The sequence below is a fragment of the Hymenobacter sp. BT559 genome, assembly GCF_017571525.1.
In the GTDB taxonomy this organism is placed as follows: domain Bacteria; phylum Bacteroidota; class Bacteroidia; order Cytophagales; family Hymenobacteraceae; genus Hymenobacter; species Hymenobacter ginsengisoli.
Genome location: NZ_JAGETY010000017.1, coordinates 75659 through 91528, shown reverse-complemented (window position 1 = coordinate 91528; position 15870 = coordinate 75659). Strand labels below are relative to the sequence as shown.

General features: G+C 57.0%; 8 protein-coding genes. All 8 read left to right on the top strand.

Annotated elements, in window-relative coordinates:
* The first annotated feature begins 3 nt into the window (after window positions 1-3).
* The 8 genes from J4D99_RS19350 (at window position 4) to J4D99_RS22270 (ending at window position 15859) form a co-directional block, all read left to right on the top strand.
* Window positions 4-1020 (top strand): helix-turn-helix transcriptional regulator, encoded by a 1017-nt coding sequence (locus tag J4D99_RS19350; protein ID WP_208133392.1) that lies wholly within the window; start codon window positions 4-6, stop codon window positions 1018-1020.
* Between the two features lie 125 nt (window positions 1021-1145).
* Window positions 1146-3287, top strand: a complete 2142-nt coding sequence (locus J4D99_RS19345; protein ID WP_208133391.1) for a class I SAM-dependent DNA methyltransferase — start codon at window positions 1146-1148, stop codon at window positions 3285-3287.
* Window positions 3287-4423 carry a restriction endonuclease subunit S gene (locus tag J4D99_RS19340; RefSeq protein WP_208133390.1) on the top strand — a complete coding sequence of 379 codons (1137 nt, stop codon included), beginning with the start codon at window positions 3287-3289 and terminating at the stop codon, window positions 4421-4423. Before J4D99_RS19345 ends, J4D99_RS19340 begins: the two co-directional genes overlap by 1 nt.
* Window positions 4424-4455: 32 nt before the next feature.
* Complete coding sequence (locus J4D99_RS19335) at window positions 4456-7779, top strand: type I restriction endonuclease subunit R (RefSeq protein ID WP_208133389.1); 3324 nt, start codon at window positions 4456-4458, stop codon at window positions 7777-7779.
* Window positions 7780-7812: 33 nt separating this feature from the next.
* Complete coding sequence (locus J4D99_RS19330; protein WP_208133388.1) at window positions 7813-8640, top strand: DUF2971 domain-containing protein; 828 nt, start codon at window positions 7813-7815, stop codon at window positions 8638-8640.
* 2 nt (window positions 8641-8642) lie between these two features.
* Window positions 8643-10442, top strand: coding sequence for a DUF262 domain-containing protein (locus J4D99_RS19325; RefSeq protein WP_208133387.1), 1800 nt, complete (start codon window positions 8643-8645; stop codon window positions 10440-10442).
* An 11-nt stretch (window positions 10443-10453) separates the two neighbouring features.
* Window positions 10454-11494, top strand: coding sequence for an HNH endonuclease (locus J4D99_RS19320; protein ID WP_208133386.1), 1041 nt, complete (start codon window positions 10454-10456; stop codon window positions 11492-11494).
* Window positions 11495-11767: 273 nt separating this feature from the next.
* Window positions 11768-15859, top strand: a complete 4092-nt coding sequence (locus J4D99_RS22270) for a DEAD/DEAH box helicase (protein WP_208133385.1) — start codon at window positions 11768-11770, stop codon at window positions 15857-15859.
* Window positions 15860-15870 lie beyond the last annotated feature (11 nt).

The window sequence follows — 15870 nt, the reverse complement described above, 5'->3', positions numbered from 1 at the left end:
ATTATGCCGCCCTCAAATAACGCTCTGCTGCGCTACGCCACACTAGATGAATGCCTGCAGCGGCGAGCGCGGCGGTGGACGTTTGCCGAGCTGCAGGCGGCGGTGGCCGAGCGGCTGGATGCCCAGCTGGGGACCAGGGGCAAGGTAAGCGTGCGGACGCTGCGCGAGGACCTCAAAAATATGCGGCCGGGGGGCAGCACGGGGTACGAGGCCCCGATTGCGTTTTCGGCGGAGCAGGGGTACTACTACTCGGAGGCAGGCTATTCGATATTTAATATGCCGGTGACGATTGAGGACCTGGCGGTGCTGCACCAGGTGCTGCGGACGCTACGTCAGCTGCAGGGCCTGGGCATGGCCGACGAGCTGCGCGAGCTGGTGCAGCGCTTGGAGCTGCGGCTGAGCTACCAGGAGCGGCTACAAGACCGCGTAGCGGTGCAGTTTGAGCAGGCGCCGCAGTACCAGGGGCAGCAGTGGCTGAAGGACTTGTACGCGGCCATCGGCGCGCAGCAGAGCGTGTGGGTGGCGTACCAGCCGTTTGGAGCGGAGATGGCTACGCGAGAGGTGGTGTCGCCCTACTTACTGAAGCAATACAACGGGCGGTGGTTTGTGGTGGGGCAGCGGCACGGGCGGGCGGCCTCGGTGTTTGCGCTGGACCGCATACAAGGGCTGGAGCCAGCCGATGAGCCCTACCAGGCTAGCCCGAGCGACCCGGCCACCTGGTTTGAAAAGCTGATAGGCGTATCGCTGCTACCTGATGCGCAGGAGGCGGTAGTACAGTTGCGGTTTACGCCGGGGCGGCTGCCCTACGTGCTGACCAAGCCGATGCACGCTTCGCAGCAGGTGCGGGAAACGGAACACGGGCCGGTGGTGGAGCTGCGGGTGGTGCCCACGCGGGAGCTGCTAACGCTGCTGCTAAGCTTTGGCGGGGCCGTGGAGGTGCTGGGGCCAGCAGAACTACGGGAAATGGTGCAGCAGGAATTGTGGCGGGCAGTGGCGCACTACGGGGAGGAAGTAACGTAAATTTTCTTATCCGGCTAGTAAATATTCACCCTTGTTAGTTGGCGCACTACATTTACTTTTCGCTGTGGTAACTCGGCTTTTAGCAAGACGAGATTTATAACATTTCTACCTCAGGGTACTAGATTTTGGATACTATACTGTTTGACCGGGTGCCCCGCGCCTTGGTGTTTGAGGAAAACCTATGGGCCTCGGCTGACCGGCTGCGGGCGAAGAGCAAGCTAAAGGCCAGCGAGTACGCGGCCCCGCTGCTAGGGCTATATTTTTTGCGGTACGCCACCAACCGCTTTGAGAAGCTGAAGGCGGAAGCCGACGCGCAGAACGTGGCCAAGCGAAGCGGGCGCAACGTGGAGGAGCCGGCCCAGACCTACGCCCGCGTGATTGGCTTTACGGTGCCCGACACTGCGCACTACGACAAAACCCTGCTACAGCTGAGCAAGACGGACGATGCGCCGGAGGTGGTGATTAAGGCGATGGAGGCGTTTGAGGAGGCCAACAATAAGGCGCTGGACGAGAACTCCAAGATAGAGTTGCCGAAGGCCGACTACCGGAAGATACCCGACGACGTGCTGCGCGACATTCTGGCCAACGTGGCGGAGCTACGGGTTGCGGAGGGCGACGTGTTCGGGAAGATTTACGAGTATTTCCTGGGCAAATTTGCGCTGAGCGAGGGGCAGAAGGGTGGCGAGTTTTACACGCCTACCTCGGTAGTGCGGCTGATAGTGGAGATACTGGAGCCGCATACGGGGCGCATACTGGACCCAGCCTGCGGCACGGGGGGCATGTTTGTGCAGTCGGCTAAGTTTGTGCGGAGCCACGAGGAAGCGGGGCACCTGTCTGTGTACGGGCAGGAGCAGAAGAAGGAAACTACGATGCTGGCGCGGCTGAACCTGTTTGTAAACGGATTGAAGAGCGACATTCGGAACGTGTACTCGTCACTGGCGGCCGGGGCGTACACTGACGAGTACGCCGACACAGAGGGCAAGTTTGACTTTGTGATGGCTAACCCGCCGTTTAATGTGGACGACGTAAGCGCGGCCGACATTAATGGGCATCCGCTGTTTACGATCTATGGGCCGGCGCTAGCTGCCAAGGCCAAGGGCAAAACGGCCGAAACCTACGGCAACGCCAACTACCTGTGGGTGTCGCTTTTTGCCATGGCCCTGAATGAGAAAGGGCGGGCTGGCTTCGTGATGGCCAACTCGGCCAGCGATGCACGGGGGGCCGAAGCCGAGGCGCGGGCCAAGCTAGTGGAGGCCGGCATGGTGGACGTGATGATGACCATTGCGCCCAACTTCTTTTACACCGTGACCTTGCCGGTGACGCTGTGGTTTCTGGACCGGGCCAAGACCGACGTGGCTCACCCGCGGCACGACGAAACGCTGTTTATTGATGCGCGGCGCACCTACCACCAGCTCACGCGCAAGCTGCGCACCTTTACGGAGGCGCAGCAGCAGAATCTGACAGCCATAGTATGGCTGTACCGGGGCGAAACGGACAACTTCCGGGCGCTGCGGCTGCGTTACCTGGCGGCGATGGCGGCCTGGCGCGACACGGAGATAACAGACACCGATGGCAGCGAGGCCCCGCGCCACTACCGGGGCGTGGCGGCGCACCGCGCAGCCTACGCGGCAGCCCTAGTGGCGCTGGCCGAGCGAGTAGCTGACTGGCGGGCTGGCACCGAACTGCTGCTGAGCGCCGAAGCGCGGGCGGCTGAGGCTAGCCACGCCACCTGGGCCACCGACCTAGCGCAACTGGCGGCGCTCACGGCCGATGCGCTGCCCTCCGACAAGGCGGGGCTGCTGGCCCTGAGCCAGCGGACCGAGGCGCTGGTGAACTTTGCGGATAAGGAATTGCGGCCGGCCAAAGACAAAACTTGGGCGGGGGCCGGCCTGCGCGGGGTGCTGCGGCAGGCGGCCGAACAGCGAGACCTGCTGCTGTTTGTGCTGGAGCGCGTGGCTTACTTCGAGGCGCAGGTGGCGTGGCTAGATGGGCACTTCCCGGCGGGCGAGTACCGCGACGTGGAGGGGCTTTGCTACCGGGCCAGTCAGGCCGACATAGCGGCGCAAAACCACTCGCTGAATCCCGGCCGCTATGTGGGCGTGGCCCTAGACGACGACGGGCGCACGCCGGAGGAATTCCGTGACTTCGTCCAAGAGCAGGCGGGGCTACTAGCCAAGCTACACGCCGAAGCCGACGCGCTGCAAAGTGACATTGTGCGGGATGTGCAAGGGTTGTTTGTTGACGTCTTGCGAGAGGAGCTAGTATAATGTGGGAAAAGAAAGAACTTGGTCAAATTATCAACCTTCAACGTGGTTATGATTTGCCGCATTCGGCCCGAAGTGAGGGTAAATATCCCGTCATTTCATCATCAGGCATTACGGATTACCACGCTGAATATAAAGAAAGCGGCCCTGGCGTGATAACTGGTCGATACGGTACAATTGGTGAGGTTTACTATGTTGAGGGAGATTATTGGCCCCACAATACGACTCTATTTGTAGAGGATTTCAAAGGAAACTATCCCCGCTTCATCTACTACCTCTTACAGACTCTTGGGCTTGAAAATAACAACGATGCAGGGGCTGTCCCAGGAGTGAACCGACAGTCTTTACATGCTATCAAAACCTATCTCCCCCCCCTGCCCCTGCAACGGCGGATAGCGACGGTGCTGGGCCGCTACGATGCGCTGCTGGAGAATTACCAGCAGCAGGTGGCAGCGCTAGAAGGGCTAGCGCAGGAGGTGTACCAGGAGTGGTTTGTGCGCGGGCGCTGCCCTGGGGCCGAGGCCGGACCGGAGGGCGAATTACCGGCGGGGTGGCGAACTGCAACACTAGACGAAGTCGCCTATGACACACGGCGAATTATCAAAATCGATGACATTGCCCCTGATGCCGCTTACGTCGGGTTAGAGCATCTGTCAGTAAAGTCAATCTCAATTACCGTAACTGGAACGCCCGACGACATCGGTAGCGACAAATTAGCTTTTGAGGAGAATGACATTCTATTTGGGAAAATTCGCGCCTATCTGCACAAGGTCTGCCTAGCTCATTTTGCGGGGATATGCTCAACAGACGCAATTGTTATTCGGCCTCGGATTGAGAACGCCCTCAGTTTTGTCTTGTTCACTGTATTCAGCGAGCGTTTCATAGAATACGCGGACCTGATTTCGAACGGAACAAAGATGCCACGCTCTGAATGGAGCGTGTTGAAAACGTATCAAACTATATTACCTGATAACAGGGCCTTAGCTGCTTTTGAGGAAGTTGTACGCCCAATGTTAGATAAAATAGCCAACATACAAAAGCAGTCTAAGTATTTGCGCGCCACCCGTGCCGCGCTGCTACCGCGCCTGCTAAGCGGCCAACTGACAGTAAATGACGCCGAAGCTAATCTAGCCGACTAACCCTCTTTTCCCGCCCGACCCAACCCCTCCCGATGGCGTTTATTACGGAAGACCAGATTGAAGACGCCTGCGTGCATGTGTTGCGCAACGAGCTGCACTATGACGAGCACCTGAACCTTTACAAGCAGCATCAGCAGAACGAAGGCGCGGCCAACATCAAGTTTGGGCGGGCCACCACGCAGGAAGTGGTGCGGTTAGGGCAGCTGCGCGACAGCCTGCGCCACCTCAACCCAACGGCCCCCGAAACGGTATTGGCCGACGCGGTGCGGCTGCTAACCAAGCCCCGGCCGGGGAACTTGTTTGAACGTAACCGGGCCGTGACGGAGCTGCTGCAAAAGGGCGACAGCTTCGAGCACAAGGATGCCAAGGGAGTGACGGTGAAAACGCGTGTGCGCTACGTCGATTTTGAGAACCCGGCCAACAACCACTTCGCGGTGGTGCAGCAGTTGACCATCAAGGGCAAGACTACGCGCCGGCCCGACCTGCTGGTGTTCGTAAACGGGCTGCCGCTGGTGTTTGTGGAGCTAAAAAACGCTAACGAGGAGACCCGCCAGGCCTATGACAAGAACCTGACCGACTACAAGCGTGACATCGGGCAGCTATTCGACTACAACCTAGTGGTGGTGCTCAGCAACGGGCTAGTGACGAAGGTGGGCAGCCACACCGCCGATTGGGAGCAGTTTTTTAACTGGGAGAAAGAGAGCGAAGACGACCCCACGGTGGTGGCGAAGGGCGAAACCGACATTGAGCGGGTGATGCGGACGCTGTTTCGGAAAGAAACGCTGGTGGACCTGCTGGAAAACTTCGTGCTTTTTTATGCCCACCGGGCCAAGATAGTGGCCAAAAACCACCAGTACCTGGGCGTGAACCAGGCGGTGGCGGCGCTGGAGCGGCGGCAGGAGCTGGCGGGTAAGCTGGGGGTATTCTGGCACACGCAAGGCTCGGGCAAGAGCTTCTCGATGGCCTACCTGGTGCAGAAAGCGCGGCGGGTGGTGCGCGGGGGCAGCACCCTAAAGTTTGTGCTGGTGACGGACCGCGACGACCTGGAGGACCAGCTGTGGAAGACGTTTGTACGCAGCGGGCTGCTGGATGAAAAGCAGCCAGCGCGGGCCGACAGCGCCAAGCACCTGGCTGACCTAGTGAGCAAGGGCACGCCGATAATCTTCACACTGATACAGAAATTCAAGAACCCCAGCGGCCGGGGCGGCGGGGCCTTCCCGGAGCTAACGGCGCGGGGCGAAGACTACGTGGTGCTGGTGGATGAGGCCCACCGGAGCCAGTACAAAGACCTGGGCGAAAACCTGCGGCGGGCGTTTCGGGGGGCCAGCTACCTAGCCTTCACGGGCACGCCCCTGCTCGACGCAGTAGAGACAACCAAAGAGTGGTTTGGGGGCTACGTGAGCCAGTACAACTTTCAGCAGAGTGTGCTGGATGGCTCGACGGTTCCGCTGTTTTACCACAACCGAGTGCCCAAAATGGGCTTGCAGAACAACGAGCTGAACGAGGAATTCGCGGAGATAATGGCCGACGAAAACCTGAGCGACGAGCAGCAGGAGCGCCTGACGCGGAAGTACGCCAGCATGATGACCGTGCTGACCGACAACGACCGGCTGGACGCCATTGCGCGCGACGTGGTACGGCACTTTCCAGCGCGGGGCTATCTGGGCAAAGCCATGATGGTAAGCCTAGACAAGCCCACGGCCGTGCGGATGTATGACCGGGTGCAGCAGCACTGGAAGCAGGCTCAGAAAGAGCTGCAAGGCCGCCTGAACGCGGCCCCCGCCGGCAGCGCCGAGCGGCAGGAGCTGGAGCGGCAGCGCAAGTGGATGCGCGAAACCGAGATGGCCGTGGTGGTGAGCGAGGAAGGCGAAGAAGACCAGAAGTTTCTGAAGCTGGGGCTGGACATTAGGCCGCACCGCGCGCTGATGAACAAAACCTGGGGCGACGACCACAAGACGATAGAAGACCGGTTTCGGGATGAGCACGACCGGTTGCGGCTGGTGTTTGTATGCGCCAAGTGGCTGACTGGCTTCGACGCGCCCACTGTGTCGACGCTGTACCTGGACAAGCCGCTGCAAAACCACACGCTGATGCAGACCATCGCGCGGGCCAACCGCGTGGCGGTGGCGCTGGACGCGGCGGGCGAGGTAGCCACCGATGCCACCCTCTACCCCATCGGCAAGACTAATGGGCTAGTGCTCGACTACTACGGGCTGATGGCCGGGGGCCGACTGGAAAAGGCGCTGGCGAAGTACGCCAAGGTCAAGTCCGAGGGCGACGAGGCCGCCGGTCCCGGCGCCCCGGCCGAAGACTTCGAGGTGCTGCTATCATATTTGGACGCGGCCATTGCGGAGGCGGTCCGGTTTCTGGCCGCGCAGGGGCTGAGCCTGGACGAGGTGCTGGCGAGCGGCGCGACGTTTGACCAGCTGACGCAGCTGGAAGACATGGCTGATACGCTGTCGAAAACTGAGGACCTAAAAAAGGAATTTGGGGTGTACCAGACGGCGGTAACATCGTTTTACCAGGCCTGCAAGCCCGATATTCTGACTGAGGAGCTGCTGAAAGGTAGCGGCCCCTACCTGGGCCGCTACCGCCGGCTGAAAGATGCGCTGGAATATGTGCGGCGCATCATCACGCGCACCAAGGACAACAGCGGCGACTTTGACGGGGCGCGCAGCCGGGCCGACAGCCTGATTGACGAGGCCATCGTGGCGCACGGCGACGCGGGCGCGGGCTACCACATCGAGGCGCAAGGCCAGGAAATTAACCTGAGCGGGCTAGACCTGGAAAAGCTGCAGGAGCGCTTCACGGCCCGCCCCCACAAGAACCTGGCGATAACCGACATGGTGGACTTCCTGACTCAGAAGGTGCAAGGGCTACTGGGCCGCAACGTGGGCCGGGTGGACCTGGCGGCCAAGCTGCACGACATCATCCAGAACTACAATTCGTCGAGCAGCGACGTGGAGGCATTTTTTCAGGACCTGAAGAAATACGCCGAGCAGCTGCGCGAAGAAGAAAAGCGGGCCGTTGCCGAGGGCCTGAGCGAGGAGGAGCTGGAACTGTTTGACCTGCTGTTCGTGGGCGAGCTAAAGCCTGCCGACAAGGTGAAGGTGAAAGCCGCCGCGCAGCACCTACTAGCTAAGCTGCGCACCAACGAAACCAAGCGCGAGGTACTCACGCCCGACTGGCACAAGAACTACCAGCTGCAAATGAAGGTGCGCGACATGATAGGCGGCGTGCTGGATACCGATTTGCCGGAAGAGGGCTACCCTACCCCGGTATTTGTGGAGAAGCGCGATGCAGTGTACACGCATCTGCTGAATCAGGCGATGCTGGGGGGGCGGTACTGGGCGTGAGTTAACAGGTTTTGAACACATTTCACTGCCACCATGAATAAACAATTTGAATCACAAATTTCAGAGAACCCGCGGCCCTCTGATGGCCTACCCAATACTATTTATAAGTATCGCAATTGGGCGAATGAGTACAACCAGAAAATTCTAACAAACAGAGAAATATATTTCTCTGCGGCTGATGATTTTAATGACCCCTTTGATTCTAAATTTCCTATTAGGTATGACCTGATAGGCGATGATGAATTAAAGCAGCGTCTTACTAATAGTTACTTGCATGGAAATACTAATGCTAGTCAGAAAGAGGTAGAAGAACAAGTATTGATGGCGTTCAACAATTTGCGCAATACCGATTATCTCAATGATTTACACGAGAGGAAGTATGCTGCTAATAATGAAGTCATAGGAGTTTTCTCCCTAACAACTCAGCCTACTAATATTCTCATGTGGTCGCATTACAGCAATTCACATAGAGGGTTTGTGGTTGGCTTCGATACAGACTCGTTGTTTACTGATATTCAGTGCACGATTTTGCCAATTAACTATCAAAATGAATACCCTAGCATACCACCTGGGCTCGGTACCGAGGAGGGGCCATTAGAAATATATGGTGTTTACGGCACTAAATCAGGTTTGTGGGAATACGAGGATGAAGTCAGAATGATTAAGGTGCATGGGGCCAAAAAAACTTTTCAATACAAGCCTGAAACTTTAAAAGAAATCATATTGGGCTGTAAGATTTCAGAAGAGCATCGAGATGAGGTTTTAGGCGTTGCCCGAAGTTTTCCTGATGTTAAAGTCTATCAAGCTTCCATGAGTAAGACTGCATTTGAATTGGACATCCAACTTATCAATTACCGCTAAACATGACTGCCAACGAAATCAACCTACTTGGTCTGCTACAAGGTCCGCGTCATTTCACCATTCCAATTTACCAACGGCCATATAGTTGGAAACTAGAGGATTGCGAAAAGCTATTTAATGATATTTTGCAGGTGGGCCGTGATGCGAGCCGAAAGAGCTATTTCATGGGTTCTGTAGTGTATTACCAAGCAACGGCCCACGCTGCTATAGGAACTGTACCGGCCTCGCTAGTAATTGATGGGCAACAACGCTTGACTACCAGCATTTTACTGCTCACTGCTATCTATCGGCTGCTAAAAGAGCAAGGTGAGCCGGTACCGGGTGTTAGTAGTGAGGAAATACGAGCACTGTATCTAACAAACCAATTTAAAACTGGGGAAATGTCCCAACGCCTACTGCTCACGAAGCGTGATAAAGAGACGCTGATTGCTGTAGTAAATACTAATCCGCTACCTGAGCATAGTTCGGAGCGTGTACGGGAAAACTTTGAATTCTTTCAAAAGAAGGTGACAGCTGACAATGTAGCGGATTTGTGGAATGGCATCAACAAGCTAATGGTCGTGGGTGTATCCTTGGAAGCAGGAGTGGATAACCCGCAACTAATCTTTGAGAGTCTCAACTCAACAGGCCGCCCTCTAGACCAAGCCGACCTTATCCGCAACTACGTGCTGATGGGTCAGGTGCCCTCAGTGCAGACTGAGCTGTACGATAAGCATTGGTACCCGATGGAATCGGCATTTGGGGAGGCCTACAGCACAATGTTCGGGGAGTTTATGCGCGACTTCCTTACCATGAAAGCCGGCGATTTAGTGAGTATCTGGACTGTTTATCAGCACTTCAAAAATAATTATGCGGCCGGGCGAGTGGGCGCGGAGCAAGTAGAAGGGCTTGTGGAGGAGCTGTACCACCACGCCACCTACTATGTACGCCTGCGCCAGCCGGAAAAGGAAGAGCATGCTGGACTTCGAGCGGCGCTAGAACGTTTGATAAGCCTCGGCATTGGGGTAGCCTATCCGTACCTGCTGAGTGCCTACGCTGCCTCGGCAGCGGGCCTAGTGAGCAAGGACGGCCTGGTGGAAATAGTAGAAATCATTGAGGCGTACCTGATGCGGCGAGCAGTTTGTGGCTTGCCTACTAATACGTTGAACAGCACATTTGCCAGCTTCGGTAACCAGTTGAAAGGCAGCGATTACCTGACTGACGTAAAGGCCCATTTCTTGGGTATGGGCTGGGCGCGGCGCTTCCCGAATGACATGGAATTTCGTCAGCAGTTCATAGCGCGTGATGCTTACCACTTCGGAAAACGTCACTTCTTGCTATCTAATCTGGAAAACTACAAGCGGAAAGAATTTGTGAACATTGGCGATTATACCATTGAGCACATCATGCCGCAAAACGAGAATATATCGGAAGCATGGCAGACTGAGTTGGGCCAAGAATGGGAAGCTGTCCACCAGAAATACCTGCACACGATAGGTAATTTGACATTAACGGGCTACAATTCAGAGATGAGCGACCGGCCGTTTGCGGAGAAAAAGATGCTTGAGGGTGGGTTTATCGACAGTCCGATAAAGCTCAATAAGTCGGTAGCAGCAGAACCAGTCTGGAATGAGACAGCTATTTTGAAGCGGGCTGATATGCTAGCTGATTGGGCCATTGCCATCTGGCCTGCTCCACAGGTAGCGGAGCCAGTTGCTGTGACTGAGGAAGAAGTAGATGAGGAAGCAGAAGAAGCCGCGCTGGTGGAGGCGGGCTTGCTCGAACCGGACCCCTCGGATGAGCAGGAGCAATTGGCCATCTAGCCTTATTGAGCATGAAAAACCCTGACCGCTACGGCATCCTGGCTTCTATCATGTGGAACAGCACTGATTGGACCAAGCCTTTCGCGCAAGAAGACCTTCGCAATACAAAATACGATTTTGTACGGGACAACGGAGAAGGCGCTGACTGCCTGAATTTTGGGTATAAACTTTACCCGGCTGAGAAAGATGGTACGTACATCGGCTACACCCCAATGTTTAAGAAGCAGCCACGGGAAAAAGACCTAGGGGCAGTGTTTTTTCTAAGTTCAGATTACCAGCACGGCAACCGCAAGTGCATTGTGGGAGTGTATGCCTTTCCTGAGATTGGCGAATTTTGGCGCAAGGCAAAGCACCGGGGTTTTCAGGATTACACCTATGGCAACGTGCGGGCACAGGTTGAGGACATCATGTTCTTTGCCAAACCGGTAGTAATTGATGCCGAGAGCGTCAAGAGCAAGAACCTTTTGCCGGTAGGTCGGAAGATATCGCAGCAGGGCTTCAACTACCTGACTGAGGAGAACGTGGTGAATATCCTGCGGCTGGCGGCCCGGCAGAACCCACGTGATGCCAAACTTGCATCCTTGTTAGAGAGACTGGGCAGTGAGGAAGTAGAAGATGATGGAGATGGGCTAGGCGGCTTGGTTGATGACCCAGACGCGGGCACCTTGAGCGGCATTGCCGACCTAGAAGCCAAGATGCAAAAGATGAAGCCGGAGCAGAAGCTGCGGGTATCGGCCTATATCGAGCGGGGGCGCATTGCTACGTTGGCGAAGCGACATATGGGCTACAAGTGCCTACTGTGCGAGGCAATGAAGCTTAACCCGATTGGGTTTTTGAAAGAGAATGGCGACCCTTACGTGGAGGCGCACCACGTCGACCAGGTAGCTAACCTGGCGGTGGGGGCTCTGGGGCTGGCGAATATCATTACGCTATGCGCTAACCACCACCGGCAGATGCACTACGGCAACGTGGATTTGCTTAGCTCGACCAAAACGCAGTTTAAGTTTCAAATTGATGGAAAAGAGTTTGTGATAAAGAAAATCAAGGTTTGATGCTACTGAAGTGCGAATAAACCATTATCAACTACTTACGCTGTATACTTCGCACTTATGGGTCAGCTGCATGCCGGTTACTTTATTGAGGAGCTACTACCTTTTCTAGTCAAAGGTGCCAAAGAGGACGAGCCAGGAAGTGCGCGGGAAAGGGTACTAGGCCTACTGCGGGACCTCAGCTACTTTGAAGTAGAATCGAGCAGCCCGCTGGAGGGGCATGGTACGGAGCCGGAAGGGTTGCTGGCAGTGGCCAGCAATCTGATAGCGCGTGGTATGCCCACCCGCGCACCGTTGAGCTTGGCGGCGCACGTGTTGCAGCATACTTGGCCGGCGGGAGTCGCAGAAACGGTAGATTTGGGCACAATCCGCTACGAACTAGGCGGTGTAACGGCGGAATGGGGGCAGCTACTGTGGCGGGCGCTGCACGTAGTAGAGCCACGCATTCAAGACACAGCGGGCACCCAGCAGCAGCTGGCGGGGTGGGCCAGCCACGGCAGCGACTTTGAGCGGCGCTTTTTTACCCGCATGGTGCCGGAGCTGTTCGGGCCGGAGTTGTGGCAGGTGCTGGCTCCGCAGACGATGCTACGCCCACTGCTGGAGTTTGCGCCTGATGAGCAGGAGCAGCTGCACAAGCAGTTGCTGGTAAATGGGTCGGAGTTCACGGAGCAGACGCTGGATTTTACGTTGGCCCTCCCCTACCCGTGGTACCGCAACGAGGCAGCCCTGGGTAGCCCACCAGTGCGCGGGGTGGTGGTAGAAATTGATGGCTCGCAGCATCGTACCGATGCCCGGCAAAGCATCAAGGATAATCGGCGCGACTGGGCCACTGAGCAAGCGGGTTGGCTAACGGCCCGGCTGGCCACGGCGGACTTCAACGCTCCGGAGAAATCGCTGAAGCCGTTGCGGGAAGTGGTGAGCCAGTATGCCTACCTGCGGCACCTACGCACCAACTTTCAACAGCCACTGCACGCAGATACGGCCGGTCGACAAGCTTTGCAGCTGCTGCTGACCCCGTTGGCCGTGGCGCGGGTGCAACGGACGCTGGTAGAGTGCATTGCCAGCGGGGTACTGCCCCTGCACAAGCCGCGGTGGCGCGTGGCCATCATCGAGCGCGACGTACCCTGTGGGCACTTGGCGATGGAGGGGCTGCAAGAGCTTTTCCTGGAGTTGTACGAGCTGGAAGGCCGGGAGCGGCACCTGCCCGAGATTGACTTACGGGTGTATACTACGGCCGAGTACGCGACAGCGGAGCTGCACCAGGTAGCCGGGCACACAGTTAGGTCGCTGAGCCAAGCGAGTAGCGATGGGGAGGTTGACCTAGTGCTCGACGTGGCGATGTTGCAGCGGCTGGGGTTCACGGCGGGAAAGCTACCGGTGGCGGCTCTGGTGCGGGTAGCTATTCGCACGGCCTACGCGCCACGCACGGCGCGCCGCTTCCAGACGGCTCCGCTGATTCCTTACTTGCCCATTGTGCATTCTACGCCAGAGAATGACGAAGAGGAGTATATAGAAATACCGGAGCGCAAGGAGCCGATGCTGTACTTTTTGCGCAACATCTTTCGTAAGAATGACTTTCGGGCGGGGCAGCTGGCTATTCTGAGCCGGGGCATTCAGGGTAAAAGTGTGCTGGGCCTGCTGCCCACGGGCGGGGGCAAGTCGCTAACCTACCAACTGGCGGTGCTGCTGCAGCCAGGGGTAGCGCTGGTGGTGGACCCCATTAAGTCGCTGATGCAGGACCAGTTTGAGGGACTACACAAGAACTGGATTGACGCGACGAGCTACGTGAACTCCTCGGTGCGGTCGGTGACACAGCGCGAGCTGCGCCTGCGGCGACTGAGTCGGGGGGAGTTGCTATTTTTCTTCATCTCGCCGGAGCGGATGATGATACAGTCGTTCCGCGACCTGCTCCAGCGGATGCGCAGCCCGAATAATCCGTTGCGCCGCGTGGGCTTTAGCTATTGCGTAATTGATGAGGCGCACTGCGTATCAGAATGGGGCCACGACTTTCGGACGCAGTACCTACGCCTGGGCGATAATGCGCGGACGTACTGCCACACGTTTACCGATGAGAAGCCGGTGCCGCTGTATGGTCTGACGGCCACGGCCTCGTTTGACGTGCTGGCCGATGTAGAGCGCGAGCTACGGCTGGACCTAGACGCGGTTATCAGAACGAGAACCAACCGGCGCGACGAACTGAGCTATCGAATAATCGAGGTAGAGGCTGACGCGGAACACAAGAAGCATTGGGACCCGGTGGGCGCGGCCAAGCACCAGCGGCTGCGGGAATTACTGTACGAACTGCCGGATGAGCTGAAGGAGCGCATTGAGGCCGCGGAAGTGGCCGCAGGCTTTGAGGCACGGTTTGTTCCTAGAGGGTTTGAAGCCGACACCTTCTTCACAGCGCAGCAGGAGCGCTACCCACACGCGGGGTTAATTTTTTGCCCTTATAAGTCGGAAAAGCACGCGGCGGGCGTTCGGAACGTGCATACCATGCTGCAAGGCATAGACGGACTCCCACTAAAGGTGGGCTACTTTATGGGCAGCGACCAGAACGACCCAGACGCGGAAGCGGGAACTGCTGAGATGGAATTGATGCAGAGCCGCTTCGTGGGCGACCAATTGAATCTACTGGTGGCGACCAAAGCATTTGGGATGGGCATTGACAAGCCCAACGTGCGGTTTACCATTCACTATAACTACCCTAGCTCGATTGAGAGCTTCGTGCAGGAAGCCGGGCGGGCAGGACGTGACCAAGCGTTTGCACTGAACTACGTGCTGTTCCACGAGAGCGATAGCCACATTCCGAAGCAGTTTTTTCAGCGCAGCTTCAAGGGGCGAACCAAGGAAGCGCTGATTATGCATGAGCTGCTAACGACGGTGACATTTCCGGCGGGGCAGGCCATTAAAGAGCTGGCCGAAATGCTAACGGGGATATTCCAGGTGCCAGTAACACTAAACCTATACCCGAAACCGGGCGCCGGCGTGCCGCGCTCTATCTATGTCAATCAGGCATTTGGGGTGGGTTACGGCCGGATTGACTTTGGGAACCCGACAGCTCCAGTCAAAATAGCTGACCATCACCTGAGTATAGAAGCTGGGCTAGCCGATACTATTCTGAACGAGTTGGTACGCTACCTGGAGGAGGACGCGCCCGCTGAGGCGCGGGCTTCGCAGCAGGCAATGGGCGACTGGCTGGCGACGCATACCACGGCTTCCTCAACACCAGGCGTAGCTCCCCGGCTGGCGCGGGTGGCGGTGGGGCAGCAGCCGGAGCCGTTGACCATCGGGTTTACCAACGGCGCACTAAGCGAGATGTCAGAGGTGGCAGCGGCGCACGGCTGCACGCTTCCGGAGCCGCTGTTACGCAGCGCAGCGATGTATGCTACTTCTGCCACGGAGTTCTTGAATAAGCTCAAGCCAGCGCTTACTCCACAGCCGGCGGCCGAAGTGACCGATACTATTCGGCGCAATTTCCTACGCATTCGGGATGAGCAGGACACGTACAAGGCCGTGTATCGGCTGTGTCTGCTGGGCGTGGTAGAAGACTACACGATTGACTACGGCTCCCGGACCCTGACACTGGTGCTGACACCTAAGCCGCAGCACCAGGAAGTTTACCTAGACAACTTGGAGCGCTACTTTGGCCGCTATACCAGTGGCGGCCGGGCGCGAAAAATGCGAGATGAAGCGGCGCAGCGAGAGAAAGGTGACTCGCTGCTGGAAAAATGCTTGGGACAAATTCTGGATTTCACTTACCAGGAGGTCAGTACCAAGCGTTTACAAGCCATTATCGAAATGGAGGCAGCCTGCCGCAAAGGGCTGACGGGAGATGACCTGATAGAGTACTTTGACTTGTACTTCAACTCGAAATATGCCCGTGCTGAGCATCTGCCCGAGGATTTGAAGCAGGGCACCTTCTTCAGCCAAGAAATAGTGTGGAAGTACCTGCGCTATATGGGCGACCCGCCCGATGGCCTAGGCCAGGAAAAAGACAATATCAAGCACCTGCGCGGAGCCTGCACACGCCTGATACAGAGTGCGCCCACCAATGGGGCGCTGCTATTGCTTGACGGGTTCGCCACCTTGTTTCTGGAGCATCACAAACCAACTGGCAAGGCCGATGCTAAGCTGGTAGAAACCGGCCAGCAGAAAATGCGGGATGGGCTGGTAGCTTTTTATGAGCAGACAGACCTGACTGAGGAAGAATTAGAGGCATTTGGCCAGCGCTACGCGGAGGAAATCAGCCGCTACGATTCAGCGCTGGGCACTTATGTGCTTGACACGGTAATCAACGAGATAATTCTTGATATTAACAGCCGCTGGCTGGCTGACTTCAACCAGAAATTTGATAACCGCCGTTCCTAACCCACTTTATT

Bases quoted from the DNA above. Each gene is read 5' to 3' on its own strand.
- J4D99_RS19330 (WP_208133388.1), top strand. From the start codon at position 7,813: ATGAATAAACAATTTGAATCACAAATTTCAGAGAACCCGCGGCCCTCT.
- J4D99_RS19325 (WP_208133387.1), top strand. From the start codon at position 8,643: ATGACTGCCAACGAAATCAACCTACTTGGTCTGCTACAAGGTCCGCGT.
- J4D99_RS19340 (WP_208133390.1), top strand. From the start codon at position 3,287: ATGTGGGAAAAGAAAGAACTTGGTCAAATTATCAACCTTCAACGTGGT.
- J4D99_RS19335 (WP_208133389.1), top strand. From the start codon at position 4,456: ATGGCGTTTATTACGGAAGACCAGATTGAAGACGCCTGCGTGCATGTG.
- J4D99_RS22270 (WP_208133385.1), top strand. From the start codon at position 11,768: ATGCCCACCCGCGCACCGTTGAGCTTGGCGGCGCACGTGTTGCAGCAT.
- J4D99_RS19320 (WP_208133386.1), top strand. From the start codon at position 10,454: ATGAAAAACCCTGACCGCTACGGCATCCTGGCTTCTATCATGTGGAAC.
- J4D99_RS19350 (WP_208133392.1), top strand. From the start codon at position 4: ATGCCGCCCTCAAATAACGCTCTGCTGCGCTACGCCACACTAGATGAA.